Origin of the sequence: Streptomyces sp. NBC_00299 (assembly GCF_036173045.1) — a bacterium.
Classification (GTDB): Bacteria; Actinomycetota; Actinomycetes; order Streptomycetales; family Streptomycetaceae; genus Streptomyces; species Streptomyces machairae.
Map to the genome: position 1 here is coordinate 6,564,720 of NZ_CP108039.1, position 23,881 is coordinate 6,588,600.

At 70.5% G+C, this 23,881-nt stretch carries 26 protein-coding genes; 14 read left to right on the forward strand and 12 right to left on the reverse strand.

The window, feature by feature from the left end; genetic code table 11:
* Nucleotides 1-26 precede the first annotated feature (26 nt).
* Both OHT51_RS29185 and OHT51_RS29190 read right to left on the reverse strand, forming a co-directional pair.
* On the reverse strand, nucleotides 27-1,214 hold the full coding sequence (locus tag OHT51_RS29185) for a glycosyltransferase family 4 protein (RefSeq protein ID WP_328881887.1): 1,188 nt from the start codon (nucleotides 1,212-1,214) through the stop codon (nucleotides 27-29).
* A gap of 246 nt (nucleotides 1,215-1,460) precedes the next feature.
* Nucleotides 1,461-2,447, reverse strand: a complete 987-nt coding sequence (locus tag OHT51_RS29190) for a DUF3068 domain-containing protein (protein ID WP_328881888.1) — start codon at nucleotides 2,445-2,447, stop codon at nucleotides 1,461-1,463.
* Between the two features lie 221 nt (nucleotides 2,448-2,668).
* Here OHT51_RS29190 and OHT51_RS29195 point away from each other — a divergent pair, with 221 nt between their 5' ends.
* Together OHT51_RS29195 and OHT51_RS29200 are read left to right on the forward strand one after the other, a co-directional pair.
* Entirely contained in the window at nucleotides 2,669-2,821 is a 153-nt protein-coding gene (locus OHT51_RS29195) for a hypothetical protein (RefSeq protein WP_328881889.1), read from the forward strand.
* Between the two features lie 131 nt (nucleotides 2,822-2,952).
* Entirely contained in the window at nucleotides 2,953-4,107 is a 1,155-nt protein-coding gene (locus OHT51_RS29200) for a helix-turn-helix domain-containing protein (protein ID WP_328884474.1), read from the forward strand.
* 59 nt (nucleotides 4,108-4,166) lie between these two features.
* Here the strand turns inward: OHT51_RS29200 and OHT51_RS29205 are convergent, their stop codons facing one another.
* A complete protein-coding gene (locus tag OHT51_RS29205) occupies nucleotides 4,167-4,763 on the reverse strand; it encodes a DUF2269 domain-containing protein (protein WP_328881890.1) in 597 nt (198 codons plus the stop codon).
* A 201-nt stretch (nucleotides 4,764-4,964) separates the two neighbouring features.
* Here OHT51_RS29205 and OHT51_RS29210 point away from each other — a divergent pair, with 201 nt between their 5' ends.
* From OHT51_RS29210 to OHT51_RS29220, 3 genes are all read left to right on the forward strand, one after another.
* A complete protein-coding gene (locus OHT51_RS29210; protein ID WP_328881891.1) occupies nucleotides 4,965-5,447 on the forward strand; it encodes a hypothetical protein in 483 nt (160 codons plus the stop codon).
* 155 nt (nucleotides 5,448-5,602) lie between these two features.
* Entirely contained in the window at nucleotides 5,603-6,376 is a 774-nt protein-coding gene (locus tag OHT51_RS29215) for an IclR family transcriptional regulator (RefSeq protein WP_328881892.1), read from the forward strand.
* On the forward strand, nucleotides 6,373-7,221 hold the full coding sequence (locus tag OHT51_RS29220; protein WP_328881893.1) for an SMP-30/gluconolactonase/LRE family protein: 849 nt from the start codon (nucleotides 6,373-6,375) through the stop codon (nucleotides 7,219-7,221). Before OHT51_RS29215 ends, OHT51_RS29220 begins: the two co-directional genes overlap by 4 nt.
* A 37-nt stretch (nucleotides 7,222-7,258) precedes the next feature.
* On the opposite strand, the gene OHT51_RS29225 is transcribed toward OHT51_RS29220, so the two are convergent.
* The 4 genes from OHT51_RS29225 to OHT51_RS29240 form a co-directional block, all read right to left on the reverse strand.
* Nucleotides 7,259-8,005: a phosphotransferase family protein gene (locus tag OHT51_RS29225; protein WP_328881894.1), complete on the reverse strand. Its 747-nt coding sequence runs from the start codon at nucleotides 8,003-8,005 to the stop codon at nucleotides 7,259-7,261.
* Nucleotides 8,006-8,068: 63 nt separating this feature from the next.
* Complete coding sequence (locus tag OHT51_RS29230; protein WP_328881895.1) at nucleotides 8,069-9,460, reverse strand: FAD-dependent oxidoreductase; 1,392 nt, start codon at nucleotides 9,458-9,460, stop codon at nucleotides 8,069-8,071.
* Entirely contained in the window at nucleotides 9,453-10,637 is a 1,185-nt protein-coding gene (locus OHT51_RS29235) for an MAB_1171c family putative transporter (protein WP_328884475.1), read from the reverse strand. The genes OHT51_RS29230 and OHT51_RS29235 overlap by 8 nt, the downstream gene beginning before the upstream one ends.
* Before the next feature lie 41 nt (nucleotides 10,638-10,678).
* On the reverse strand, nucleotides 10,679-11,290 hold the full coding sequence (locus tag OHT51_RS29240) for a toxin-antitoxin system, toxin component family protein (protein WP_328881896.1): 612 nt from the start codon (nucleotides 11,288-11,290) through the stop codon (nucleotides 10,679-10,681).
* 254 nt (nucleotides 11,291-11,544) lie between these two features.
* Between OHT51_RS29240 and OHT51_RS29245 the strand changes: the two genes are divergently transcribed.
* From OHT51_RS29245 to OHT51_RS29270, 6 genes are all read left to right on the forward strand, one after another.
* Nucleotides 11,545-12,903 (forward strand): extracellular solute-binding protein, encoded by a 1,359-nt coding sequence (locus OHT51_RS29245; protein ID WP_328881897.1) that lies wholly within the window; start codon nucleotides 11,545-11,547, stop codon nucleotides 12,901-12,903.
* Entirely contained in the window at nucleotides 12,900-13,847 is a 948-nt protein-coding gene (locus tag OHT51_RS29250) for a carbohydrate ABC transporter permease (RefSeq protein ID WP_328881898.1), read from the forward strand. The genes OHT51_RS29245 and OHT51_RS29250 overlap by 4 nt, the downstream gene beginning before the upstream one ends.
* Nucleotides 13,844-14,704 carry a carbohydrate ABC transporter permease gene (locus OHT51_RS29255; RefSeq protein WP_328881899.1) on the forward strand — a complete coding sequence of 287 codons (861 nt, stop codon included), beginning with the start codon at nucleotides 13,844-13,846 and terminating at the stop codon, nucleotides 14,702-14,704. Before OHT51_RS29250 ends, OHT51_RS29255 begins: the two co-directional genes overlap by 4 nt.
* A gap of 43 nt (nucleotides 14,705-14,747) precedes the next feature.
* On the forward strand, nucleotides 14,748-16,259 hold the full coding sequence (gene arfA, locus OHT51_RS29260) for an arabinosylfuranosidase ArfA (RefSeq protein WP_328881900.1): 1,512 nt from the start codon (nucleotides 14,748-14,750) through the stop codon (nucleotides 16,257-16,259).
* A gap of 86 nt (nucleotides 16,260-16,345) precedes the next feature.
* Nucleotides 16,346-17,230 carry a sulfite exporter TauE/SafE family protein gene (locus OHT51_RS29265; protein ID WP_328881901.1) on the forward strand — a complete coding sequence of 295 codons (885 nt, stop codon included), beginning with the start codon at nucleotides 16,346-16,348 and terminating at the stop codon, nucleotides 17,228-17,230.
* Nucleotides 17,231-17,425: 195 nt separating this feature from the next.
* Entirely contained in the window at nucleotides 17,426-18,085 is a 660-nt protein-coding gene (locus OHT51_RS29270) for a DUF4360 domain-containing protein (RefSeq protein WP_328881902.1), read from the forward strand.
* A gap of 76 nt (nucleotides 18,086-18,161) precedes the next feature.
* Here OHT51_RS29270 and OHT51_RS29275 read toward each other — a convergent pair whose 3' ends face one another.
* The 3 genes from OHT51_RS29275 to OHT51_RS29285 form a co-directional block, all read right to left on the reverse strand.
* Nucleotides 18,162-18,926, reverse strand: coding sequence for an intradiol ring-cleavage dioxygenase (locus OHT51_RS29275; RefSeq protein WP_328881903.1), 765 nt, complete (start codon nucleotides 18,924-18,926; stop codon nucleotides 18,162-18,164).
* Between the two features lie 156 nt (nucleotides 18,927-19,082).
* Nucleotides 19,083-19,757 (reverse strand): HAD family hydrolase, encoded by a 675-nt coding sequence (locus OHT51_RS29280; RefSeq protein ID WP_328881904.1) that lies wholly within the window; start codon nucleotides 19,755-19,757, stop codon nucleotides 19,083-19,085.
* Nucleotides 19,758-19,841: 84 nt separating this feature from the next.
* Nucleotides 19,842-20,483, reverse strand: a complete 642-nt coding sequence (locus OHT51_RS29285) for a LysE family translocator (RefSeq protein WP_328881905.1) — start codon at nucleotides 20,481-20,483, stop codon at nucleotides 19,842-19,844.
* 208 nt (nucleotides 20,484-20,691) lie between these two features.
* On the opposite strand from OHT51_RS29285, the gene OHT51_RS29290 reads away from it, so the two are divergent.
* On the forward strand, nucleotides 20,692-21,069 hold the full coding sequence (locus tag OHT51_RS29290) for a peptidase inhibitor family I36 protein (protein ID WP_328881906.1): 378 nt from the start codon (nucleotides 20,692-20,694) through the stop codon (nucleotides 21,067-21,069).
* Nucleotides 21,070-21,213: 144 nt separating this feature from the next.
* Nucleotides 21,214-22,191: a helix-turn-helix domain-containing protein gene (locus OHT51_RS29295; protein WP_328881907.1), complete on the forward strand. Its 978-nt coding sequence runs from the start codon at nucleotides 21,214-21,216 to the stop codon at nucleotides 22,189-22,191.
* Here the strand turns inward: OHT51_RS29295 and OHT51_RS29300 are convergent.
* Both OHT51_RS29300 and OHT51_RS29305 read right to left on the reverse strand, forming a co-directional pair.
* The gene (locus OHT51_RS29300; protein ID WP_328881908.1) at nucleotides 22,148-22,411 is read right to left on the reverse strand and encodes a DUF397 domain-containing protein; all 264 of its coding nucleotides are present in this window, start codon (nucleotides 22,409-22,411) and stop codon (nucleotides 22,148-22,150) included. The genes OHT51_RS29295 and OHT51_RS29300 overlap by 44 nt on opposite strands.
* A complete protein-coding gene (locus OHT51_RS29305) occupies nucleotides 22,408-23,244 on the reverse strand; it encodes a helix-turn-helix domain-containing protein (RefSeq protein ID WP_328881909.1) in 837 nt (278 codons plus the stop codon). Before OHT51_RS29305 ends, OHT51_RS29300 begins: the two co-directional genes overlap by 4 nt.
* 130 nt (nucleotides 23,245-23,374) lie before the next feature.
* On the opposite strand from OHT51_RS29305, the gene OHT51_RS29310 reads away from it, so the two are divergent.
* Nucleotides 23,375-23,866 (forward strand): ATP-binding protein, encoded by a 492-nt coding sequence (locus tag OHT51_RS29310; protein WP_328881910.1) that lies wholly within the window; start codon nucleotides 23,375-23,377, stop codon nucleotides 23,864-23,866.
* The last annotated feature ends 15 nt before the right edge of the window (nucleotides 23,867-23,881 follow it).

The following is a 23,881-nucleotide window of genomic DNA, read 5'->3' on the forward strand; positions in this document are numbered from 1 at the left end:
GCGAGCCGGCCGACCCACTACGGCGTTTAGGCGTCACGGCGCACGGCCTCCGAGGCAACCGCCAGAAACTGCCGCACAGTCCGGTCCCAGCGATACCGCGCCGCCCGATCCCGCGCAGCCTTGCCCATCAACTCCCGCCGATGCCCGGACAACGCGAGCGTGCACCAGGCAGCGGCGAAGGACGACTCCCCGGCGGCAAGCACCCCCGTCTCCCCGTCCACGACGGAATCCCGCAGCCCGGGCACATCAAAGGCAATGGTCGGCGTCTCCCGGGTGGCGGCCTCGGTGACGACGAGCCCCCACCCCTCCACGGCGGACGGATGCAGCAGCAGCCACGCCGCACACAGCAGCCGATGCTTCTCCGCCTCCGAGACATGGCCGGTGAACTCGACGCCGGCGCCGGCCGCCCGCTCCAGACGCTGACGCTCCGGCCCGTCCCCGACGATGACGAGCCGCCCGCCGGTCACGGGCCGCACTCGCTCCCACAACCGCAGCAGCAGATCGATGCGCTTGTACTCGACGAGCCGTCCGACGGCCACGAACAGCGGCTCCGGCGAGCGGTCGCCCAGGGGTCCGGGCTCCTCCACGCCGTTGTGGACGACACGGATACGTTCCCGGTCGACGCCGATCCCGCGCAGGGCCTGCGCGGTCGACGGAGACACGGCAACCATCAGACTCCGCTGCTGCGCACCGGTCAGCGCCCAGTGCTCCAGTCTTCGCCCGAGCCGCGCGGCAGGCGCCAGCGCCCCGCCGAACCGCATCTGCCACAGATCGGTGTGTACATGGTTGACCAGGCACAGCGTCGGCCCGCGATGCCAGAGGGGGGAGAAGTACGGCATCCCGTTGCAGACCTCGACCAGCAGATCGCAGTCGCCGACCTGACGGGCGAAGGCGGACCGGGCGCGCAGGTAGTGGCCGTAGGAACCGCCGGCGGACACGACCCGGTAGTCGCGGTAGGCCGCGGGGCCCCCGCACAGGAGGGTGACCTGGTGGCCGAGGTGGGTCAGGCCGTCGGCGAGGCGGTCGACCAGCAGCTCGGAGCCGCCGGCGGATCGGTTGCCCAGGTCACGGTGGGCGAGAAAAACGATTCGGCGCGGATGTGGGGGAAGCGCCGGAGGCTGTTGCTGCGACGCCCAGGGAGGGGTGGCGCGATGGGGGTCCCCCCGCTCGAGCGAATTCGAGAACGGGGGAGGGGAGGGCACGTGCTGGGGCATGTGTGCTCCAACTCGTCTCAGGGTGCGGAACTCAGCGTGGGGGAGGGAGGGTTTGGTTCCTGTGGGGAGATGCGGGGCTTCTCGGGTGTTCTCGGGGTTTCTCGGGGTTTCTCGGCCTCTTACGGTCGTCTTGCGGGGGCTGTGGACAGGCTGTGTCCGGGTGGGGGTGGACAGTTTTCGCCCAGCAGTTCGCCACGGCTACTCACCGGCGTGACAATTTCCGGCTTTATTAGAGCTGACGTCACGTCACATTGTGAGCGACGGCTGGGGCATCTCGACCGTACCGGGCGCTTCAGGGCGCTTCCGTCCTCGTGCCACCAAAACGCCACCCACCACCACAAGCACGAATCCCGCCCCAGCAGTCCCGATCGGCAGCGTCTCGCCCACCGTGCGCAGCAGACCGCTGTCCCGCTTCGCCTGCCGTACGGCCTCCTTCTGCGTGGCCGTGGTGAACGCGATCTTCTCGCTGTCCAGCAGTACCGCCGCGTCCTTCTCGCCGCCGGGCGCCCGCAGGGTCCGGCGCGGGCCGGTCTGCGCGTAGATCACACGGCCGGTGGCCTGATCCACGACCAGCCTGAACCCGTGGTTGGAGTACCACTCCTCGGCCAGCACCTGCGGCCTGTCCGGCTCGTCGACGAGGGTGCCGGGGACGAGCCGCGTGCCGACCTTGCGGGGCGCGACCGTGCCGGTGAACCGGTATCCCGTGTAGCCCTGGATCTTCTCGGTGCCGTCGTACCGCAGGGTGATCGTGGTGCCGCCGGTGTTGTCCCACCACTGGTAGGAGCGTTTCTCCACGTCGAACGGGAACTTCAGATACGCCTCGCCCTCGATGTACGGCGTCTCCTCGCAGCAGTGCACCGGCTTCGTCGTCGTACGGTCCATCACCCAGCGGTGCGGGGTGAAGTCCAGCGCGTCGTGCGGGTCGTCGGCCGGCAGCGACTTGTCCGTGTCGACGGTGGTGATGACGTCCCAGACGGCGTTGCCGCTGCGCTCACTTTCCGCCACATTGCCGCGCACGCGCTGGGTGACGGTGATGTTCTGGTCCGGCACGGTCTCGACCTTGTCGGTGTCGAAGACGCTGCCGGTGCCCTTGTAGACGGCGGTGGTGTCGATGTCGATGGGGTTCACGGCGGCACGCGGGGCCACGTACCAGGCGAGCATGGGCGCCAGTACCAGCAAAAACGTGCCGAGGCCCAGCAGAATCAACGAGAGAGGTGAGGCTGTACGGCGCATCCGGCACTCCTGGGAGGTTGACGCATGATCGATGCACTGTCGGTGCACGGTCGTTGCCTGGCCGTTCTTGGGCCGGGAACCGTAGGCGCCCCTTGACGGAGTGTCAATGTCTTGACGGGATGTCCCGGCTTGTCGAGACTGAAGCCGACAGGCAGGGGTCGGACAAGGCTGGCACCACCGGGGTGGGGACGACCTCCGGATGCAGAGAGGCTGACCCTGCGATGTCCAGACTGCTCGCCGCCGCGCTGACCGTCGCGCTCGCCGCCGTACTCGCGGTGAGTGCCGCGCTCGGCGTCGTCGCATTGCTGGAAGCGACCCCCGACCAGCCGAACACACCCTTGATCACGTATGAGCAAGCGGGCCAGGGGAGTTGACCGTGGCAGCGACCCGCTCCACGGCATCCACGGCATCTCCTGCCGCCGCGGCTTCCCCTGCCGCCCCGGCCGTCCCGGCCCGCTCGGCCTGGCGTGACGTACCCCGCTTCCAGGTCCGCCGCTTCGCGGAGCTGGTCATGGCGGACGCCCCGGCCCTCGCCGAGCAGATCCTGCGCGAGATCCAGCGCGAGTACCCCCAACTGCCCGTCGTCCTCGACGAGTCGGGCGAGCCGATGGCCCTGGTCGGCATCCGGCGCGCGATCGAGGTCTTCGTCGAGCACCTGGAGAAGTCGGAAGGCCGCCCGACCGTACCGCCGGGCGTCTTCCAGGACTTCGGCCGCGGAGAGGGCTACAACGGCCGCTCCCTGGACTCGCTCCAGGCGATCTACCGGTTGGGCGTACGGCTGGCCTGGCGCCGTTTCGCCGAGATCGGCCAGCGCGTCGACATTCCGCCCCCCGCGATGTACGAGCTGGTGGACGCGGGCTACGAGTACCTGGACGGCCTGGTCGACCAGTCGGTGCGTGGCTACGCCGAGGCGGCGGCACGGCAGGCGGGCGAGCGGCTGCGTCTCCAACGCCGCCTGATGGAGCTGCTGTTGGCCGAGCACCACCGGGGTGATCCGGCGGACGCCCTGACGGAGCGGGCGGCCCGGATCGGCTGGCCGCTGCCCGAGAAGGTCGCCGTGGGCGTGTTACTGCGCCCGGCGCGGGAGGCGGTGGCGCCGGCCGTGGGGCAGGGAGTGCTGCTCGACATGGAGTACGAGCAGCCGCGCATGGTCGTCCCCGAGCCGGACGCCGGCGGCCGCCCCGAACTGCTGCACCGGGCCCTGACCGGCTGGTCGGGCGCGATCGGCCCTCCGGTGCCCCTCGCCGACGCGGCGAAGTCGCTGCGCTGGGCCGAGGCAGCCGTACGCCTGATGGAACGGGGGCTGCTGCCGGCCGGCGACGTCCTGTACTGCACCGAGCACACGGAAGCTCTGGTGCTGCTCCAGCCCGAGGAACTGATCGACGACCTGGCGGTGCGCTGCCTGGCACCGCTCCAGCACTGCGGTCCCACGCACGGGCGGCGGCTGGCGGAGACGTTACTGGCGTGGCTGGAGACCAGGGGCGGGGCACCGGAGGTGGCGGCCCGTCTGGGAGTTCACCCTCAGACGGTCAGGTACCGCCTCCGCCAGATCCGGGAGCTGTGGGGCGACGAGATGGACGACCCGGATCGACGGTTCGAGCTGGAGTTGGTGTTGCGGGCCCAGCGGTTGAGGGGGGCGCTGGGGGAGGCGCGCAGGTAGGCGCTGCCGCTGTGCTCAGAACCCCGACCGTGTCCGCTTCTTCCCTCGTCGGGCCCCCGTCAGGCGGTCTGGCGGGCGGGCTCGGTGCGGCGGGACGGGGTGCGGGCGGACGCGGCGCGCAGGCGTCGGCCACGGCGCGTGAGCCCCCAGGGCTTGAGGATCGAGATCACCGTCATGAAGACGTACGCGGACAGCGACACGATCGGCCCGAACAGAACGTCCCCGGCGTCGGGCAGCGGCCCGCCCGCGGCGACGGCCTCGACGGCGGAGTTCACGCCGGGGCGCAGCGCGAAGACGGTGGCGACGGTCGTGCCCAGGGTCACCCAGAACTTGACGTAGACCCACCGGTGCCGCGCCAGCCCCCATTGCGTGCCCAGCGACAGCACGAGCCCGCTGAGCAGCGTGAGGAGGGCGAGCGGCAGCAGGAGCCAGTCGGTGAACAGCTTCATGGCCCGCACGGACGCCTCCACGGTCACCGCGGACCCGGTGGTGGCCGCGGTGACCCCGAGCGCGAGCAGCCCGACCGTGAGCCCGAGCCAGCCGGCGGAGGCGACGACATGGACGACGAGGGCGGCCCGCCGGGCGGGCCGGCTCAGCTTCCTTGACGAGGCGGACGACGCGGACGACACGGATGGCGAAGAAGACGAGGAAGACATGGCACCACCGTGCCGGGCCAGGCCCCCGAGGGCGTCTGACGGCGGGAGTAACCCCGCGTACTGACGTCGGCGTACCCGGCGCCGCCCTCCCTGCTCCGTTCGCCACGCGAGGGCGATGAATCCGGCCGCCGGGCCAGGTCATCACCGGAGCAGCGGGGATACGACGAGACAACGCCCCGCTTCCGAGCAGAGGAGAGCCTGATGCGCCAACCGTCACCCCACCCCGCCCTGCACCAGCTCGACGCCTTCGTCGGCGAGTGGGACCTGTGGGCCCTCGGCCGAAGCGTCGGCCCCTTCAGGACGGAGTTCGCCTGGCTGGAGGGCGGCGCCTTCCTGGTCCAGCGCTCGGACGTCGTCCCCGAGACGTCCCTCCCCGGCGACTGGGGCCCGAACGCCCCCTTCCCCACCGTCTCCCTCATCGGCTACGACGACACGGCCGACGAATTCACCGCCCTCTACGCCGACGGCCGAGCCGTCGCCCGCACCTACCGAGCCACCATGACCGCCCGCACCTGGCACCAGTGGCGCGCGGCCCCCGACTTCCACCAACGCCTCACCGCCACCATCAGCCCCGACGGCACCACGATCGAGGGCCAGTGGGAGCAGTCCCCTGACGGCGAGCGGTGGACGACGGACTTCGACGTGACGTACGTCCGGAAGGAAGCGGGGGAGCCACGGAGCTGAGAGTGACTGACCGATGGGGCCGGCGTGACAGGAATCGAGTCGGTCCGAGCAAGGCCATTGCCGGGGGAAACGCACTTTGAGTAGCCTGTGTTCGTTATTCCGATCGGCTGTTGAAATCTCGAACACAGCCTCGCATGCAAGGGAGGGGGCCGCACGTGGGACGCCTCGTACCAGCCGTGACCCGGGCTCTCGACATTCTCGAGCTCTTCCTCGACGGGGACGGGACGCTCTCCGCCCCCGACATCGTGCGCAAGCTCCAGTTGCCGCGGACCACCGTGCATGAGCTGGTGACCACTCTGGCCGCTCGGTCGTACATCGTCCAGGTGCCGGGGCAGCCGGGACGGTACCGGCTGGGCGTAAGGCCGTACCAGCTCGGCAGCCGGTACGCCGAGCAGCTCGACCTCGCGGCCGAGGGGCAGCAGGTGGCCCGGTCCGTCGCCGAGACGTGCGACGAGACCGTGCACGTGGCGATCCTGGAGGGCACGGACGTCATCTACATCGCGAAGGTCGACTCGACGCACGCGGTGCGGATGGTGTCCGCGGCGGGCCGTCGGCTGCCCGCCCACTGCACGTCCGTCGGCAAGATGCTGCTGGCCTCCCTTCCCGACTCGGAGCTGTCGTCCCGTATCCCCGACGGGGCCGAGCTCGTCGCCATGACGCCCAACAGCATCACCGACCCCGGCGCCCTGCGCGAGGCCCTCGCCGAGATTCGGCAGCGGGGGATCGCCGTCGAGAGCCGGGAGTCCAACCCGGACGTTTCGTGCGTGGCCGCGCCCGTGCGGGACCGTACCGGGCAGGTCGTCGCCGCACTCTCCATCTCCGTGCCGATGATCCGCTGGAGCGACGAGCGGCTCGCCGAGCTGGAGCAGCTCTCCGCCAAGGGTGCCGCCGAACTGTCGGAGCGCCTGGGGCACCGGAGCGTTGCGTGAGGGCGCCGTACGAGGTGGCGGTGCGCGCGGAAGCGGAACTCGGTGAGGGGCCGACCTGGGATCCGGCCAGTGGCCGGCTGGTCTGGATCGACATCCTCGGTGCGCGGATACACACCTACGACCCCGTCTCCGGGCGTCGCACGGTCCGTACGACCCACCAGCACATCGGCGCCGTCAAGCCGCGCGCCGGCGGCGGCCTCGTCCTCAACCTGCGGGACGGCGTGGCCGTGCTCGACCCGGACCACAACTTCCGCTGGCTGCATCACGAACCCGTCCCCGGCCGCCGCGCCAACGACGCCGCCGTCGCGCCCGACGGGTCCCTCTGGGCGGGCACCATGCGCTACGACGAGGCGGCGGGCGGCGGCACCCTGTCCCGGATCACCGGTGAGGCCTCCGTCGAGGTGGTCCTCGACGACGTGGCGGTGAGCAACGGCACGGGCTGGAGCCCGGACGGGCGGCTCATGTACTACATCGATTCCCCGACGCGTTGTGTCGACGTCTTCGACTTCGCCGACGGGCGGCCCGTGAACCGGCGCCCGCTGGTCGAGATCGAGGACGGCGCCGGGTTCCCGGACGGGCTCACCGTCGACGCCGAGGGCTGCGTGTGGGTGGCCCTGTGGGACGGCGCGGCGGTACGGCGTTACACACCGGCCGGCGAGCTGGACCGGATCGTCCCGCTGCCCGTGCCCCGCGTGACGGCCTGCACCTTCGGCGGCCCCGACCTGACCGACCTCTACATCACCACGGCCCGCGTCGGCCTGGCCTCGCCCCCCGCCCTGTCGGGCTCGGTGTTCGTGGTGCCGGGGGCCGGGAAGGGGCTGGCGCAGCCGGCGTTCAGGGGCTGACGCGGGCTGTCGTCACGGGAGGCGGGCCGGCGCGGCCTCACATCCGGGATCTCAGCACGTCGACTTCGCAGCCCGGCGCGGACGGGTCGAAGCCGTGCTCGATCAGCCAGCGAACCCCCAGCAGGCTTCGCAGCGACCACCACGCGTGGATCACGTCGAGGTCGACGTCGGTGCCGTACCCGGCGATGACGTCGCCGAGGTGTTCCTCGTGTCCGAGCGTCAAGGTGGCGAGGTCGTACAGGGCGTCACCCTGGCCCGCCTCCGACCAGTCGAGGATGCCCGTGACCTCGTCACTGTCGACGAACACGTGAGCGATCTGCAGATCGCCGTGCGTGAACGCCGGCGTCCACGGCCGGAGCGCGGCCTCGGCGACCTGACGGTTGCGCGTGACCAGGCCGGCGGGCAGGACACCATGCGTCACGAGCCACTCGCACTCGCCGGCGAGCTCCGCCACCAACTCGTCGACGCTCCGGCCGGCCCGGCCGGGCCGGGGAGGCAACGGCGCGTCGTGCAGCTTCCGGACGGCGGCACCCGCGGCGGCCCACGCCGCCGGGGACGCGGTCGACGGCTCGCCGAGGCGGCCGAGCACCGTCCCCGGGACCGCGGCGATCGCGAGCACGGGCGGCTTGCGCCACAGGACGTTCGGGGTGGGGACCGGTGCCATGGCCATCGCCTCGACCTCGACGTCGATGCGCGCCTGATCGGCGTCCACCTTCAGGAACACGTCGCCGACGCGCAGGGTCGCGCGCTCGGAATGGGCGACGACCACCGTGACCTCATCCATGGCGACGAGTATCCCGATCGACCGTCCAGGTCGCCGCGAATATCGCGTGCGGTCCCAACAGCCCTACCCCAGCCCTGCCGCCTTCCGCTCCTCCGCCGTCAACGGCGGGCCGTTGAGCGCCGGCTTGAGCGGGCCGATCGCCGCGGCCAGTAGGACGGACGGGGACAGCAGTACTTCCGCTCCCCGCTCCAGTGACGTCACGTCCGTGACCCTGCGGGCGATGCGTCCGTTGCCGGTGGCCGTGTGGAGGAGGCGGCCCACGTAGGCCGCCACCAGGCGGTCGCGGCGAGTGGGGCCGTTCTCCGTCGCCCCGGGATAGAACACGTCCATCCCCAGGGCGAGATCCCACGCCGCCGACGCCGGGCGGGCCACCGCCCGCTGGATGCGGCGGGCCAGGCCGGGCGAGCCCCAGCCGTGTCGTCGTACCGTGTCCCGCAGGGCGACCGCGCCCTGGGCGGCGACCGACATCCCGTGGCCGTAGATCGGGTTGAGCGCGCACAACGCGTCTCCGAGGACGGCGAAGTTCTCGGGGCGGACCGGCATCCGCTCGTAGTAGCGGCGCCGGTTGGCGGTCGTCCTCGTGTACGCCACGTCGGTCAACGGCTCGGCGTATTCGAGCAGTTCGGCGATGACGGGGTGCCGAAGCTCCTCGCGGGCGTAGCGCTCGAACTCCGCGGCCGCGGTGGGAGGTTCGGCGCCACGCGAGCCGAAGAGCGTGACGATCCACTGGCCGTCCTCGATGGGCAGCAGCACCCCACCGGACCCCGGTTTCCCGGCCCGCGGATCCGGCTGGACGTTGACCACGGGGAACCCCTCGCGCGCGGCCTCCGGCGCCCGGAACACCCGACTCGCGTACGCCACGCCGGAGTTGACCTCACGCTGCTCGACGGCCGGCAACCCAAGATCCGTCAGCCACCCCGCCGCCCGCGAACCGCGTCCCGTGGCGTCAAGGACGAGGTCCGCCGACAAGGTCCGCTCGGCAAGGTCCCGTGGCCGGATCCGTACGCCCGTCACCGCCGCGCCCGTGCCCACCGGCCCGAGCACCTCGCCCTGCACCACCTCGACGCGTCCGTCGGCGAGGACGGCCGCCCGTACCGTCGCGTCCAGCAGATCCCGGCTGCACAGCAGCATGTGGTGCGACTCGGCCCACCGCCGGTACCAGCCGTACGGCGACAGCGCCACCATGTCCGTCGTCACCGGCAGCCGGTGTGCCCCCGCGTCCCGCAGCCGTCCGACGACGCCCGGCAGCAGCTCTTCCAGGGCGTGTGCCCCGCCCGACCACAGCTGGTGGACGTGCCTGGCCTGGGGCAGGCCCCTGCGCGGCTCGGGGCCGGGCGGCAGCACGTCGCGTTCGACGACGGTGACGTGGTCGACGACGTCGGCGAGCGCGCGGGCGGCGAGCATGCCGGAGAGGGAGCCGCCCAGGACGACGGCGGTGGTGGTGCGTTCAGTCATGTACGGGCACGTTCCCTGCTGGGGCGGCCGTACGGGCACGGACCGCTTCGATCTCGTCGGGGTGGCGGAGGGCTCGGGAGACGGCACCGATCTCCTGGAGGAGGTCCGTGGTGTCGGGGCCGCCGGTGCCGTCGCCGTCCGGCGCCCGGCTCCTGCGCCGCACGGCGTCCTGGATGGTGACGGCGGCGGCCAGCGCCTTCGCCCGGCCCGGCCGGTGGCCGAGGGCGAGCGCGGCGTCGTACGACCGCCCGCGCAGGTCCTCGTCGATGTGCCGGGCCAGCGGCAGCAGTACGTCGCGGATGAACGTCTCACGGCGGATCAGCCGCAGCTCCGGGCTGGCGCGCAGGACGAACCGCACGCCGGAGCCGTTGACGGACTTCATCAGCAGGTACAGGGGCCGCAGTTCGTGGTGAGCGAGGCGGACCTGCCAGCGGTCGTGCAGGTACTGGCCGGCGTGCGGGAGGATGAAGCCCACCGCGATCAGGATGGCGGACAGCGCGGCGACAGGCGGCGCGAGGTCGGTGCTGAGCCAGTCCAGGTCGTGGCCCGTCCAGCGGGCGGCGACCGCGGTCAGCTTGGCGGCGTCGAAGATGAGGTTGAGGCCGTAGCCGATGCCCAGGAACACCAGCCCCCAGCGCAGCCAGGCGTCGAGGCCCTCGGTGCGCACCCAGTTCCAGATCAGCCGGGACGTGATGAGGACGGCGGTGCAGTGCGCGAGGAGGTAGAGCAGGGTCTCCTCGCGCATGAACGGCGTGTTGGCGTAGTACGTGTCCAGGTCCTGCACCCGCTCCACCGGTGCGTCCGCGAGGGCGAACAGCACCCACAGCGTGACGATCACGCCCGAGTACGCGCAGATCACGAGGCGCATGGCCCGGCGGGCCTCGGCGCTGCGGTCGGACAGGCCGTTGCGCCAGGCGATGATCAGCAGCAGGCACGAGCCGCAGAACGCGGTGAGCAGGGAGTAGACCAGGGGTGCCGCGATGTTCGGTACGCCGGTCACGCGGTTGACCCACGCGATCGTCGCCGGGGCCGCGAAGACGAACACGGCACAGGCGAGCAGCAGTAGCCCGCCGACGGCGCGCAGCAGCGGGTCGCGCCAGAGCCGGATGATCGTGGGCAGCTTGATCGCCAGGGCGGCGGTCAGTACGACGGTCGGGATCCAGAACGAGATGTACATCTCGCCGAGGAGGCCGGAAGGGTCGGGCGCCAGCGAGGTGTTCACCGGGCGGCCCTCCCGTTCCCGCGATACCCCAGGGAACGCTGCACAGGCCCGAGCGGCGCGTCCGCGCCCGGCCCCGACAGCAGCGGCCGGAACGCCGCCGCCAGCCGGTGCCCGAAGTCGTCCGCCTCGGCCTCGTCCCGCTCCCGGGAGCCGTTGCGGGCGGCGACCGCGAGGGCGATGCCCTTCCAGCCGGGGGTCCCGGCGAGCGCGTGTGCGGCGGCCGTGCCGTCGGTGTGGTGGTGGCCGTGGCCGGCGTGCATGTGCCACAACTCATGGCCGAGGATGACCAGTTGCTGCATCGCCTCGGCGCGCTCCTCGACGATGACCAGGTCGAAGTCCTGGAACTCCACCCACAGCCCGGTGACCTCGATCTCGTCGGGGAACCGCTCGAACCGCAGCTCGACGGGCCGTCCGCCGCGCCGCGCACTCATCTCCGCGCACAGCGCGTGGCACAACTCGCGTACGTCGGCCGGGGGATGGGGTCCGGCACGCAGGGCGGCGCTCAGCTCGGAGGCCAGCTCACGCATCCCGGAACCGGAACGGGAGCGCCGCAGCCGCAGCACCGCAGCGACCCGGGCCGCCCTCGTGCGCGCGCCCGCGATGTCCATCGCACCCCCAGTTCCTCCGCCCGTCGGCGGGCCGTTCGAGCCTACGCGTCCCAAAGTGCCCGCGTCATGTGGTCCGGCGACCGTGGTTAAACGGAGAACGACCGCGGGTGAGCCGGGGATGACCGCGGGTGAGCCGGGGATGACCGCCGCCGCCCGGAATTCGTGCACAAACCATTGACTGGTAAGCGCTTGCAGCCTACGGTCCGTTCGAAGTTACGGGCGTATGTCGGTATCTCGAACAGATAGGGCAGGGAATGGGACGACCTGACCTCAATCGCAGGCAACTTCTGGCCACCGCGGGCGGATTGGCGGTGGCCGGCAGCTTCGGGTTCGCGGCACTCGGGACGGGGGCCGACGCGCTTGCGTCCAGTGCTCGTACCCGGGTGCGGTACTGGAACCTCTTCCAAGGTGGCGACGGCACCAACCAGGTCGCGATGGTGGACGCCTTCCGCAAGGCGAACCCGGACGTCGCCGTCAAGGATTCCACCCTCACCTGGGGCGGGCCCTACTACACCAAGCTCGCCATGGCCGCCGCGGGCAACCGCGCGCCGGACCTCGCGGTCATGCACCAGGGCCGTATCCCCGGCTTCGCGCCGGGCCGCCTGCTCGACCCCTGGGACGTGGACCTGCTCGCCGAGTACGGCGTACGGGAGGCCGACTTCAACCCCGTGCTGTGGCGCCGCGGCATCGTCGACGGCGAGTTGTACGCCCTGCCCCTCGACATCCACGTCCAGCTGAACTTCTACCGCAAGGACGTGTGCGAGAAGGCCGGCCTGCTGGACTCCGACGGGCGGCTGCCCGCCGCCGGCGACCCCGACGAGTGGTTCGAGATTCTCAAGGCGGCCAAGGGACAGCTGAAGAAGGGGCAGCAGACCCTCGGGCTGCACGCCAACGACCAGAATTTCGCCTGGTGGTTCTTCGTCTCCTTCTACCAGCAGCTCGGCGGCACCTACTTCGACGAGGACCAGACCCAGGTCACCTTCGACACCGACAAGGCCACCCAGGTCCTGGAGTTCCTCCGCCGGAACGTCACCGAGGGCTACGTCACCGTCGGCGAGGCGGACGGCGAGGCCTTCATCGCCGGATCACCCTTCACCTGGGAGGGCAACTGGTCGGTGCCGTACTTCAACGGCGAGAAGATCGAGTACGGCGCCCAGCCGCTGCCCCCGGTCTTCGGCACCGCGGCCACCCACGTCGAGTCGCACGCCTTCGTCCTGCCCCACCAGGCCGACCGCGGCGGCGCCCCGAACGAGGGCGCCTACGAACTCGCCGCCTACATGGTCTCCCACGCCACCACCTGGGCCAACGGCGGCCACGTACCCGCCTATCTGCCCACCTTCAAGGACCCCGGCTACCTCGAACTCACCCCGCAGAACGAGTACTCCGGGCCCGCCATGGAGCACCCGGCCACCGAACCCCACATCTGGTTCGCGGGCTCCACCGGCATCCTCGCCACCCGCCTCGGCCCGGTCATCGCCTCGTCCACCCTGGGCTCGGCGAAGCCCGACGCGGCGGCCCGCCGGCTGAAGTCCCTCCTGCATCAACTGCTCGCGGCCAAGAACCCCATGACCGGCCTGACGGCAGCCCGGGAACTGAAGGGAGCGGGCGCATGAGCAGTACGACCACGACCGTCGCCCACGGAGTGCTGCGCCCGCGCGCGACCACCGCCACCGACTCCGCCCGACTGCGCTGGGGCAACCGTTTCCAGCACGGCGGCTGGTTCGTCGCCCCGTTCTTCGTCCTGTACGGCCTCTTCGTCGTCCTGCCGGTCGTCCGCGGCCTCTACCTCAGCTTCACCGACGCCAACATCTCCGGCGACCACACGACCTTCGTCGGCCTCGACAACTACCGCGAGGCGCTCAAGGACGACCTGGTCTGGGACTCCCTCACACACAGCGTGCAGTTCACCCTGTACGTCGTCCCGGCCATCGTCGTCGTCGCCCTGCTGATGGCGCTCGTCGCCCACCACACCGTGCACTTCAAGTGGCTGTGGCGGCTCTGCTTCTTCGCCCCCTTCCTGCTGCCGTCCGCGGTCATCGGCAACCTGTGGTGGTGGCTCTTCCAGCCCACCAACGGCATGGTCAACCACGTCCTCGGCCTGGACACCCCCTGGCTCACCCAGAAGTCCACGGCCCTGCTCGCCGTCGTCGTCGCCACCCTGTGGTGGACGGTCGGCTTCAGCTTCCTGCTCTACCTGGCCGCCCTGCAGAACATCCCCCAACACCTTTACGAAGCGGCTGAGTTGGACGGGGCCAACGCCTTCCAGCGGCTGCTCCACATCACCGTGCCGAACCTGCGCAACATCACCGGCCTGGTGATCGCGCTCCAGATCCTCGCCTCGCTCCAGGTCTTCGACCAGGCCGTGGTCATGTACCAGTTCGGGCCGGGCCCGGAGGAATCGACGCGCACCTTCGTCCAGTACACCCTCGAACAGGGCTTCACCAGCTACCGCGTGGGCTATGCCTCCGCGATCTCCTTCATCCTGTTCCTGATCATCGCGGTCGTCGCCCTCGGACGGATGTGGCTGCTGCGCAACCGCGAGGAGAGCGCCCGATGACGACCCCGACGACTCCCGTGCCGCGCAGGCCCCGCAGCACCTGGACCCCCGGCCAGATCGCCCTGACCCTGGTCGCCGCGGCCCTCTCGGCAGTCTGGGTGGCCCCCCTGCTCTGGGCCCTGTCCACCTCCCTCAAGACCCCGACCGAGTCGGTGGCCGCCCCGCACTGGATCCCCGACGACTTCACACTGGACTCCTGGCAGGCGGTCCTGGAGGCCGGCAACATCCCCAACTGGTTCGTGAACTCCGTCGTGGTGTCCGTCTGCGTCACCTTCATCGTGCTGCTGGTGTCGTCGCTCGCCGGATACGGCTTCGCCCGTACGGAGTTCCGCGGCAAGTCGGCCCTGATGGCGGTCACGATGGCGGGCCTGATGTTCTCCCCGGCCGTCCTCGGCGTCCCGCTGTTCACCACCGTGCAGTCGCTCGGCATGGTGGACACCTACTGGGGCATGATCCTGCCGCAGTGCGCGCCCGCGGCGATGGTCTACATCCTCTACAAGTTCTTCCAGTCGCTGCCCCGCGAACTGGAGGAGGCGGCCTTCATCGACGGCGCGGGCCGCTGGCGGATCTTCTTCACGATCGTCCTGCCCCTGTCGAAGCCGTCCCTCTCGGCGGTGGGGATCTTCACCTTCATCGCCTCCTGGAACAACTTCATCTGGCCGTACATGGTGACCAACAACCCCGACCTGATGACCATGCCGAACGGCATCGCCACCGTGCAGAACGCCTTCGGCATCGTCTGGCCCCAGCTCATGGCCGGCGGCATCATCGCGGGCCTCCCCCTGATCGCCGCCTTCGTCCTGTTCCAGAGCCAGATCGTGCGGGGCGTGGCCCACACGGGCCTGGCGGGGCAGTGAGTGGCAGGCCCCCTGTTCAGTGACACTCCTGCGAGAGGACCTCATGTCCCGTACCGCCCGCTTCACCCTCGACCCCGCCTTCACGGTCGGTGAGGTCAACCCCCGTCTCTTCGGATCCTTCGTCGAACACCTCGGCCGCTGCGTCTACACCGGCATCTTCGAACCGGACCACCCCACGGCCGACGAGACGGGCCTGCGCCAGGACGTCCTGGACCTCGTCCGCGAACTCGGCGTCACCACCGTCCGCTACCCCGGCGGCAACTTCGTCTCCGGCTACAAGTGGGAGGACTCGGTCGGTCCCGCCGAGGACCGCCCCCGCCGCCTCGACCTCGCCTGGCACTCCACGGAGACCAACCGCTTCGGCCTGTCCGAGTACATCGACTTCCTCCGCAAGATCGGTCCCCAGGCCGAGCCCATGATGGCCCTCAACCTCGGCACCCGCGGTGTCGCGGAAGCCCTGGAGCTCCAGGAGTACGCCAACCACCCGGCCGGCACCGCCCTGTCCGACCTCCGTGTCACGCACGGCGACAAGGACCCCTTCGGCATCAGGCTGTGGTGCCTCGGCAACGAGATGGACGGCCCCTGGCAGACGGGCCACAAGACGGCCGAGGAGTACGGCCGTGTCGCTGCCGAGACCGCCCGCGCCATGCGCCAGATCGACCCGAACGTCGAACTCGTCGCCTGCGGCTCCTCCAGCCAGTCCATGCCGACCTTCGCCGAATGGGAGGCGACGGTCCTCAAGGAGACGTACGACCTCGTCGACCACATCTCGCTGCATGCCTACTACTGGCCCGAGAACGGCGACATCGACTCCTTCCTCGCCTCCGCCGTCGACATGGAGGCCTTCATCGAGAACGTCGTCGCGACCGCCGACCACGTGGGCGCGCGGCTGAAGTCGAAGAAGCGGATCAACCTCTCCTTCGACGAGTGGAACGTCTGGTACCTGCCCGAGTGGGAGGAACACGCCAAGACGCTGACGGACTGGCCACAGGCTCCCCGCCTCCTGGAGGACAACTACAGCGTCATGGACGCGGTCGTCTTCGGCTCGCTCCTCATCGCGCTGCTGCGGCACGCCGACCGCGTCACCGTGGCCTGCCTCGCCCAGCTGGTCAACGTCATCGCGCCGATCATGACCGAGCCGGGCGGCCCGGCGTGGCGGCAGACGACGTTCTTCCCGTTCGCGCAGGCCGCCAAGTACGGCCGCGGCCAGGTGCTGGACGTCCGGGTGGACTCCCCGGCCTACGAGACGAAGAAGTACGGCGAGGCCGACCTGCTGCACGCCACCGCCGTGCGCGCCGAGGACGGCACGGTCACCGTCTTCGCGGTCAACCGCAGCCGGACCGACGCCCTGCCCCTCGACGTCGCCCTGAATGGCCTCGCCCTGACGGCGGTCGTCGAGCACAGCGCCCTCGCGGACGCCGACCCGGACGCCCGCAACACCCTCGACGAGCCGGAGCGGGTCACCCCGCACGCCGTCGAGGGCACGGCACTCAAGGACGGCAGCCTCACCGCCGTACTGGAACCGCTGTCCTGGAACGTGATCCGCCTGAGCTGACCGGGCGGGCGATCTTCACAGGGCCCCAAGACTGCGTTCAGCTTCCCTAAGGGTTTGCTCAGCTTGGGGCCCTACCGTCGCCGCCCATGCGCACGTTGATCCTGCTCGCCCTCGCGGGCCTCGGGGCCCAGCTCGTGGACGGCAGCCTCGGCATGGCGTACGGGGTGACCTCGACCACGCTGTTGCTGGCCCTGGGCACCAACCCCGCCGCCGCCTCCGCGACCGTCCATCTCGCCGAGATCGGTACGACGCTGATGTCGGGGGCGGCGCACTGGCGCTTCGGGAACGTCGACTGGAGCGTGGTCGCGCGGATCGGCGTACCGGGCGCGGTGGGCGCGTTCCTCGGGGCGGCCGTGCTGTCCCGGCTGTCGACGGAGGTCGCGAAGCCGGCGATGTCCGCGATCCTGCTGGGGCTGGGTGTGTACGTCCTGGTCCGGTTCACCTTCCGGGGGCTGCCGGAGGGCCGGCTGGGCAGGCCGCTCCGGCGCCGGTTCCTGGCCCCGCTGGGGCTGGTCGCCGGCTTCCTCGACGCCACCGGGGGAGGCGGCTGGGGCCCCGTCTGTACGCCCGCCCTCCTCGCCTCCGGCCGGATGGAGCCGCGCAAGGTCATCGGCTCCATCGACACCAGCGAGTTCCTCGTAGCGGTGGCCGCCGGCCTCGGCTTTCTTTTCTCCCTCGGCTCCCAGGGCATCGACGTCATGTGGGTCGCCGCGTTCCTGCTGGGCGGTCTGGTCGCCGCGCCCCTCGCCGCCTGGCTGGTGCGGCTGCTGCCGCCGCGGGTGCTGGGATCGGCGGTCGGCGGAGTGATCGTCGTGACCAACGCCCGCACTCTGCTGACCAGTGACGTGCTCTACGTCGCCCTGTACGCGCTGTGGGCCGCCGCCCTCGCGTACTCGGTCCGCGCCCACCTCAAGGAGCGGAACGCGACCGGGGTCGAGTCCGCCGAGGAGCGTCAGCCGGTCGGCACCTGACCGACCGGGCGGACACGCTCGCGTGCCTCAACTCACCTGTGAATGGCTGGAGTTCGTCGTGGCCATGCCATGCGCGGCCCCCTACGATGCGAACGCCTTCGACCTTCACAGAAAAGTCACTGTTTCTTCAAAGATTCAACCGGCTTGAAAACGGGGTCGGAGGCGCAGCCACCCCCCATCCCCAAGGAGAGCTCCATGGCACGTGGACTCCTGCGACTCCTGCTGAGCGGCGGCGCGCTGGCCGCTCTGCTCACCGCGACGTTGCCCGCTCAGGCCGCGCCGGCGTTCGAAGACCCGCCGCCGGACAAGATCGTCATCAAGGTCGCCACGGTGAACGGTTCCGGCTGCCCCCAGGGCACCACCGCCGTCGCCGTCTCCGAGGACAACACCGCCTTCACCGTGACCTACAGCGACTACCTCGCCCAGGTCGGCGGCAACTCCGACCCCACGGCGTTCCGTAAGAACTGCCAGCTCAGCCTGGTCGTGCACGTCCCCGGTGGCTTCACCTACGCCATCGCCAGCGCCGACTACCGCGGCTTCGCCTCCCTCCAGTCCGGCGCGAACGCCATGCAGAGAGCCTCGTACTACTTCCAGGGCTCACCGAACACGCAGTTCCGCAGCCACCCCTTCAGCGGCCCCCTCAACGACAACTGGCAGGCCACCGACGAGACCGACTGGGCCCAGTTGATCTGGGCGCCCTGTGGAAAGCAGCGCAACTTCAACATCAACACCGAGCTGCGCGTCAACGCCGGCTCGTCGTCTCCGAGCAAGGTCAGCTTCATGACCATGGACTCGACCGACGGTGACATCAGCACCGTGTACCACCTGGCGTGGAAGGAGTGCCCCGGCAAGTAGCAGCACCGCCTGCACAGGCCGAGCCGCGCCCGATGATCGCAGTCGGGCGCGGCTTGGCGTCGGTGTGGATGTCGGGTCAGCTCTCCACTCCCAGGGTGAGCGCCCCCGCATAGCCGGCGGAGGGTGAACTGCCCAGTGCGGTCAGGGCCAGCAGCCCGGACGCGGCGCCTCCGTCGTCGTAGATGGAGTCCTGGGCGAGGGTGGTGCGCGGGACGGTGTTGGCGGCGTAGACGGCGAGCGCGGCGACGCGGGTCGTGATCGTCTCGTCGAAGAAGAGCTGGCCGGTGTGGAGTTCCTGGCCGCCGGTGAACGAGCCGTCGTCGGTGAGCGTGACGTCGGTGTGCACCTTGACGTGGATGTGGACGCACCGGCCGCGGTACCAGCCGGGGTACACGGACGTGATGCGCGCGACGCCGTCCGACCCCGTGAGCACGCCGCCCCGCAGGAAGGTGCCGTTGTCGGGCTCGTCGTGGCCGTTGTTGCCGACGAAGCCGGAGTACTCGCCGAGGGCGTCGCAGTGCCAGATCTCCACCAGGGCGCTGTTCAGCGGCGCGCAGGTGCTGTCGTCGACGACCGTGAGCCTGAGCTGCAGCGGGATGCCGGTCTTGTCCTCGCTGATGTCGGCGCGGACGAGCTGTCCGTCGAGGTAGTAGGGGCCTTCGGTCATCTCCTTCGTGAGTGTGCAGACGGCCGCGGCGGCGACGGGGGCCGGGTCGGCCGCCTCGGCTGTGGGGGCTTCAGGCGCGGCGGCGACGGCCAGCGATACGGCCGCGGCGCCGGTGGCGATGAGCACGGTGCGGCGCCCGATCACGGTGGGGGTTGTCCCTGAAGTGTCTGTCATGAGCACGGCACCGTAGGAACTGATCCTGTTGGCGGGCTGTCAGTTGAGCAAAGTGAGCAGACGTCAAGTTTCTTGTCGGACACCTCACTTGAGGTCGCCCGGAGAGAGGTGGTGGCGGGCCTCGGCGGCAAGGAAGGCGCAGGCCGGGGTGCCGGCTCAGCGGACCGTGCCGGCTCTCAGTCGCCTGGCCCAGTCCAGCAATTCATGGTCGGCCAGCGTGGTGCCCAGCCAGTCATGGTCGAGGTCGGCTCCTGGGAGGGAGGGTACGGCCGCGACGTAGAGGCCGGCAGCACGCGCGGCGGCAGTGCCCGTGGCCGAGTCCTCGAACGCGACGGAGTGCTTGGGGGGCGTACCGAGTGCCTCGCATGCTGTGAGGTAGAGCTCCGGTGCGGGCTTGGGGGAGCGCACTTCGTCGGCGGCGAACGAGTGCGTGAAGCAGTCGGCGAGACCGGCCGACCACAGTGCCGTGTCCAGCAATTCCCGGGGGCTGTTGCTGGCTACGGCGATCGGTACGGCTGCCCCGCAGGCGCGCACCAGTTCCGCCGCCCCGGGGAGGGCCGCGGCGCCCCGGGCCAGCTCCTTGCGGACCCCGTCGAGGAGTTCGGCGGCGATCTCGGCGCCGGCGCCGGGGCGCCCGAGGTACTCGGCCATGGCATCTCCGGCGGCTTCCACGGTGCGGCCGATGACCAGGGCTTTCTGCTCAGGGCCGAAGGGATGGCCATGCGCCGCGAAGATGGCCGTTTCCGCAACGGTCCAGCAGGCTTCGGTGTCGACCAACAGGCCGTCGCAGTCGAAGACCACGGCCTCGGCGCTGGTGGGGAGCGTGCCCATGTACCTGTCCTTTCAATTCGGTTGGTGTGGCAAGTTGCCCGTTCGGTGGCTGTCGGGTCGTCTGCGGTTGCGTCGGCCGGTGCCCTACTGTCCGAGTGCGAGCCGGATGCCGAATGCGGCGATGACCGTGCCCGTGATGCGGTCGAGTTGGCGGCGGGCCGAGGGGCGTTGCAGGCGGTCGCGGAGCACGTGCGCGAAGGCGATCAACGCACAGGCCCAGATGACGGCCAGGAGAATGTGCACACCGGCCAGCAGCACCCCTGGAGCAAGGTGCGAGGCACCGGAGGGGATGAACTGCGGGAGCACCGCGGCGTAGAAGGCGCCCATCTTCGGGTTGAGGAGATTGGTCACGAACCCTTGTCGCCAGCCACCGAGCAGGGTGTCGCCGGCGCCCGCCCCGGCCCTTGCCCCGCCCTCGGTCTCCGCTGTCCGCGAGCTCTCGATCGATGGGGGGCGCCAGGTGGCCCACAGCAGCCTGCCGCCCATCCACACCAGGTACGCGGCTCCGGCCCAACGAAGAGCCTCGTACGCGAGGTGAGACGCCGTCAGCAGTGTGGTCACACCGAGCGAGGTGAGCACGCCCCAGACCAGTGTGCCGCTCTGGATGCCGAGGACCACGCCCCACGCGCGACGGCGGTGCCTGAGCGCCGCGGTGCGCAGGATGAGTGCGGAATCCAGTCCCGGAGTGAGCGTGAGAAGTCCCACTATCAGGGCGAAAGTCCCCATTGCGTCTAGGGTGATCATGAGCGATCACCCTAGGTCGAGGGGTGCGGAACGTCTACATATCTGCCCGATATCGGGCAGGAGCTGGAGTGTTCGCCTCGATTCGACGGAGATCGAAGGCGCGTGCGGGGGTGTGGCACACGGGCCCAGGCTGGTCGGCGTACGAGGAACAACGGGGAACAACGAGGAACAACGGGGAAGGAAGTACCTCATGTCGATCCGCAAGAGCCGACTCGCTCTCAGCCTCGCCGCCTTCGTCGGCACCGCCGCCATGCTCGCCGTGCCCACCTCCGCCCAAGCGGCCGGGGACCCGGCGACCTGGCCCTGCGACCCGTCGGAGTTCTGCATCTACCACGACGGGCAGGGCGGCGGCGCGCACTACTCGCTGTCGGACGGCGCATCCAACCTGGGCCAGCTGGCGGGCGGTCTCAACGACCATGTGTGGTCGGTGAAGAACATCTCCGGCGACTCGTGGTGCCTGTACCGGGACGCGGACTACGAGAACGAGATCCAGGTGATCCTGGACGGACAGGCGCTGGACCTGGCGTCGCCCGTCCGGGACCAGGTCAGCTCCGTCGGGGAGTGCTGAGAAGCCCCGCCGGGCCTGACGGACGACGAGCGCCCCGTCGCACCCCGGCGGTGCGGCGGGGCGCCCCATGACATCTGAGGGTGTCAAGAGGCGACGAACCCCGGAGCATGTGAGTGCACGACGTGCCGAACGGGGATGGCTCACATGGCCGTACGCATTCACTTCACCGACGACGATCTCGCCCAGATCAGGCTGGCGCAGGCTCCCGACCCGATGTGGGAGGCGCTGCTCAGCATGCACATGCTTCAGACGGACACCGGTTCCGCCGTCTTCGGCGGCTGGCGGCGCCGGGTACGACGCGAACTGCCCGCCGCCGTAGGGCCGTTGCTCCGCATGGCCCCGCCCATCGGCTACTCGGCCGACTTCCTCACCCCGGCCGCCGGCACGGGCGGCCTGGACGCCGGGATCGGTGCCCTGCTGTCCACGCCACGGCAGCGGCTGCGTGGCGACCTGGTGGAACTGTCCCGCGCGGGCCGGCGGCTGCCGCCCTGGGCGCGTTCCCTCGCCGACGGTGACAGGGAGGCCGTCGGCCACCTCGCGCGCGTCTTCCGGGCGTACTTCACGGCCGCGCTGGCCCCCTGGTGGAGTCGCCTCCGCACCCGCTTCGGCGCCGAACGTGCCGCCCACGGACGGTATCTGGCCGACGGCGACCTCGGCGCGCTGCTCGGTGCCCTCCACCCCGGCCTCGTCTGGCGGCGGCCCGTACTGGAGGTGACGGGACTGGGCGCGGACCGTGACGTCCGCCTCGACGGACGCGGGCTCCTGGTCCTCCCGTCGTACTTCTGCTGGCGCAAGCCGACGCTGCTCAAGGATCCGGCGTTGCCGTGCGTCGTCGTCTACCCGATGACCCACGAGACGCCCCTGAACGGCGGTACGCCTGGGCTCCGCTCCTTGAACGCCCTCCTCGGGCGCACCCGCGCCGGGATCCTCGAATCGGTCGCCGACCATGGCGTGACGACGACCGAACTCGCCCACGACGCGGGCATCTCACCGGCCACGGCCAGCCATCACGTGGGCATCCTGCGCAAGGCCGGGTTACTGAGCACGTGCAGGGCGGGGAAGGCGGCGCTGCACTCCGTTACGCCGCTGGGGCTTGCCCTGCTGGACGGACGTGCGCGATGAACTCCGTCCAGGTGGTGGGGGAGAGGGTGAGGGCGGGGCCCCGCCGGTTCTTGGAGTCGCGTACGTGGATGGTGTGGGGGCGGGTGGCTACCTCTACGCAGTCGTCGCCGGATGCGCTGCTGTAGCTGGATTTACGCCAGTCGAGGGCCACTTCGACGCAGTCGTCGCCGGATCCGCCGCTGTAGCTGCTCTTGAACCAGGCCAGTTCACTGGTGCTCATAGCTCTCCTCGCATCCGCTGCAACAGGCTCAGGGAGTCCTTCAGAGTGAGAGCCTGTGAGCGCATCCTGGCATACCGCATCTGGAGCATGCTGACCACCTTCGAGTCAGCGATGAACTGGCCGCTTTCCTGCCCCTCGCAGTAGGCGAACCACTTGTTCTCCGGAGTCTCCAGCAGCCGCATGGGGCCGTCGAGCCCCGCGTGCGTCTCCTGCTCCGTCGGCATGACCTGGATCTCCACGTTCCGCAGCTCGGCGATCGCCAGCACGTGGTCGATAAGCCTCCGCGTGACCTCCAATCCGCCCGTGTGCCGACGGAAGAGGTGCTCTTCCAGGATGAAGGCGAACGCAGTGTTCGGCCGCTCCCGCAGGAGGCGTTGCCGCTCGGCGCGTGCGGCCCACTGCGCCTCGATCTGCTCGTCGTCCATGGGCGGCAGCTGGTTCGTGAACAATGTGCGCGCGTATGCCTCCGTCTGCAACAACCCCGGAATCAACCGGCATTCGTACGTGTACAGCGTGATCGCCGTCGCCTCCAGCTGAGCCCATCGCCGAAACCATGCCGCCAACCCCGGCTGCCGAGCCAGATGCTGCGCCGCACTCACCAACGCACCCGTGTTCCCCAGCACCGGCTCCGACCGGTCCGCGAACGTCGGGTCCGGCATCCGGCGTCCCAACTCCACCGACGCCACCGTGTGCTTGGACAGCCCCACCAGGTCCCCGAACTCCTCCCGGCTCAACCCCGCATGCTCCCGCAGCGCCTGGACCACCGCGCCGAACGTCCGCAGACTGTCCGACGACTCCGGCTCGCCACCCGTACCCACCACGCCATCGACCACGGTCGGTCACCTCCCGCGCTCATGGTCACGGGTGGTGATGAGTACTGTCCAGTCCGTAACCGCGTACGCTGCCGCAGCGTACGCGCCCCTCACCTGGTGAACTGCCTGCCCCAGCCGCCAGATTGAGCGCATGCCCGCACCTCACACCCCCCAACCCCCGGTCACCGTACGTGTGTTCACCCAGCGCCTCAGCGCCACCCCGCGCGGCGCCCGCCTCGCCCGGCACCTCGCCCTGAACCAGCTCCACGCCTGGGGCATCCCGCACGGCAGCGACGCATCCGACGCGGTCGCGGTGATCGTCGCCGAGCTGGCCGCGAACGCCGTGACCCACGGCCGGGTCCCCGGCCGGGACTTCGAGCTGCGGCTCTCCCTGCCCACGGGCAGCATCCGCGTGGAGGTCAGTGACACCCGTACCGAGCCCCACCCCCGGAAGCCCGGCGACGTGCGACGTCCACACCTCCTGGACGAACACGGCCGCGGGCTCGTCCTCGTCGAGGCGCTGGCCGACCGGTGGGAGGTGGTGGAGCGAGGGGACTCGCCCGGCAAGACCGTCTGTGCCGAGGTCGACCTGCCCGGATGGCCGGCCCTGGTCAGGATGCGCGGAAGCGGTCAATGGCCTTGACGCGCAAGGGGTTCG

What these genes read in the sequence shown, in the direction of transcription:
- OHT51_RS29250 (WP_328881898.1), top strand. Translation starts at nt 12,900, where the DNA reads ATGAGCAGTACGACCACGACCGTCGCCCACGGAGTGCTGCGCCCGCGC.
- OHT51_RS29280 (WP_328881904.1), bottom strand. Translation starts at nt 19,757, where the DNA reads ATGGGCACGCTCCCCACCAGCGCCGAGGCCGTGGTCTTCGACTGCGAC.
- OHT51_RS29295 (WP_328881907.1), top strand. Translation starts at nt 21,214, where the DNA reads ATGGCCGTACGCATTCACTTCACCGACGACGATCTCGCCCAGATCAGG.
- OHT51_RS29265 (WP_328881901.1), top strand. Translation starts at nt 16,346, where the DNA reads ATGCGCACGTTGATCCTGCTCGCCCTCGCGGGCCTCGGGGCCCAGCTC.
- OHT51_RS29290 (WP_328881906.1), top strand. Translation starts at nt 20,692, where the DNA reads ATGTCGATCCGCAAGAGCCGACTCGCTCTCAGCCTCGCCGCCTTCGTC.
- OHT51_RS29240 (WP_328881896.1), bottom strand. Translation starts at nt 11,290, where the DNA reads ATGGACATCGCGGGCGCGCGCACGAGGGCGGCCCGGGTCGCTGCGGTG.
- OHT51_RS29225 (WP_328881894.1), bottom strand. Translation starts at nt 8,005, where the DNA reads ATGGATGAGGTCACGGTGGTCGTCGCCCATTCCGAGCGCGCGACCCTG.
- OHT51_RS29300 (WP_328881908.1), bottom strand. Translation starts at nt 22,411, where the DNA reads ATGAGCACCAGTGAACTGGCCTGGTTCAAGAGCAGCTACAGCGGCGGA.
- OHT51_RS29255 (WP_328881899.1), top strand. Translation starts at nt 13,844, where the DNA reads ATGACGACCCCGACGACTCCCGTGCCGCGCAGGCCCCGCAGCACCTGG.
- OHT51_RS29230 (WP_328881895.1), bottom strand. Translation starts at nt 9,460, where the DNA reads ATGACTGAACGCACCACCACCGCCGTCGTCCTGGGCGGCTCCCTCTCC.
- OHT51_RS29195 (WP_328881889.1), top strand. Translation starts at nt 2,669, where the DNA reads ATGTCCAGACTGCTCGCCGCCGCGCTGACCGTCGCGCTCGCCGCCGTA.
- OHT51_RS29185 (WP_328881887.1), bottom strand. Translation starts at nt 1,214, where the DNA reads ATGCCCCAGCACGTGCCCTCCCCTCCCCCGTTCTCGAATTCGCTCGAG.
- OHT51_RS29205 (WP_328881890.1), bottom strand. Translation starts at nt 4,763, where the DNA reads ATGTCTTCCTCGTCTTCTTCGCCATCCGTGTCGTCCGCGTCGTCCGCC.
- OHT51_RS29190 (WP_328881888.1), bottom strand. Translation starts at nt 2,447, where the DNA reads ATGCGCCGTACAGCCTCACCTCTCTCGTTGATTCTGCTGGGCCTCGGC.
- OHT51_RS29210 (WP_328881891.1), top strand. Translation starts at nt 4,965, where the DNA reads ATGCGCCAACCGTCACCCCACCCCGCCCTGCACCAGCTCGACGCCTTC.
- OHT51_RS29275 (WP_328881903.1), bottom strand. Translation starts at nt 18,926, where the DNA reads ATGACAGACACTTCAGGGACAACCCCCACCGTGATCGGGCGCCGCACC.
- OHT51_RS29310 (WP_328881910.1), top strand. Translation starts at nt 23,375, where the DNA reads ATGCCCGCACCTCACACCCCCCAACCCCCGGTCACCGTACGTGTGTTC.
- OHT51_RS29245 (WP_328881897.1), top strand. Translation starts at nt 11,545, where the DNA reads ATGGGACGACCTGACCTCAATCGCAGGCAACTTCTGGCCACCGCGGGC.
- OHT51_RS29235 (WP_328884475.1), bottom strand. Translation starts at nt 10,637, where the DNA reads ATGTACATCTCGTTCTGGATCCCGACCGTCGTACTGACCGCCGCCCTG.
- OHT51_RS29285 (WP_328881905.1), bottom strand. Translation starts at nt 20,483, where the DNA reads ATGGGGACTTTCGCCCTGATAGTGGGACTTCTCACGCTCACTCCGGGA.
- OHT51_RS29270 (WP_328881902.1), top strand. Translation starts at nt 17,426, where the DNA reads ATGGCACGTGGACTCCTGCGACTCCTGCTGAGCGGCGGCGCGCTGGCC.
- arfA (WP_328881900.1), top strand. Translation starts at nt 14,748, where the DNA reads ATGTCCCGTACCGCCCGCTTCACCCTCGACCCCGCCTTCACGGTCGGT.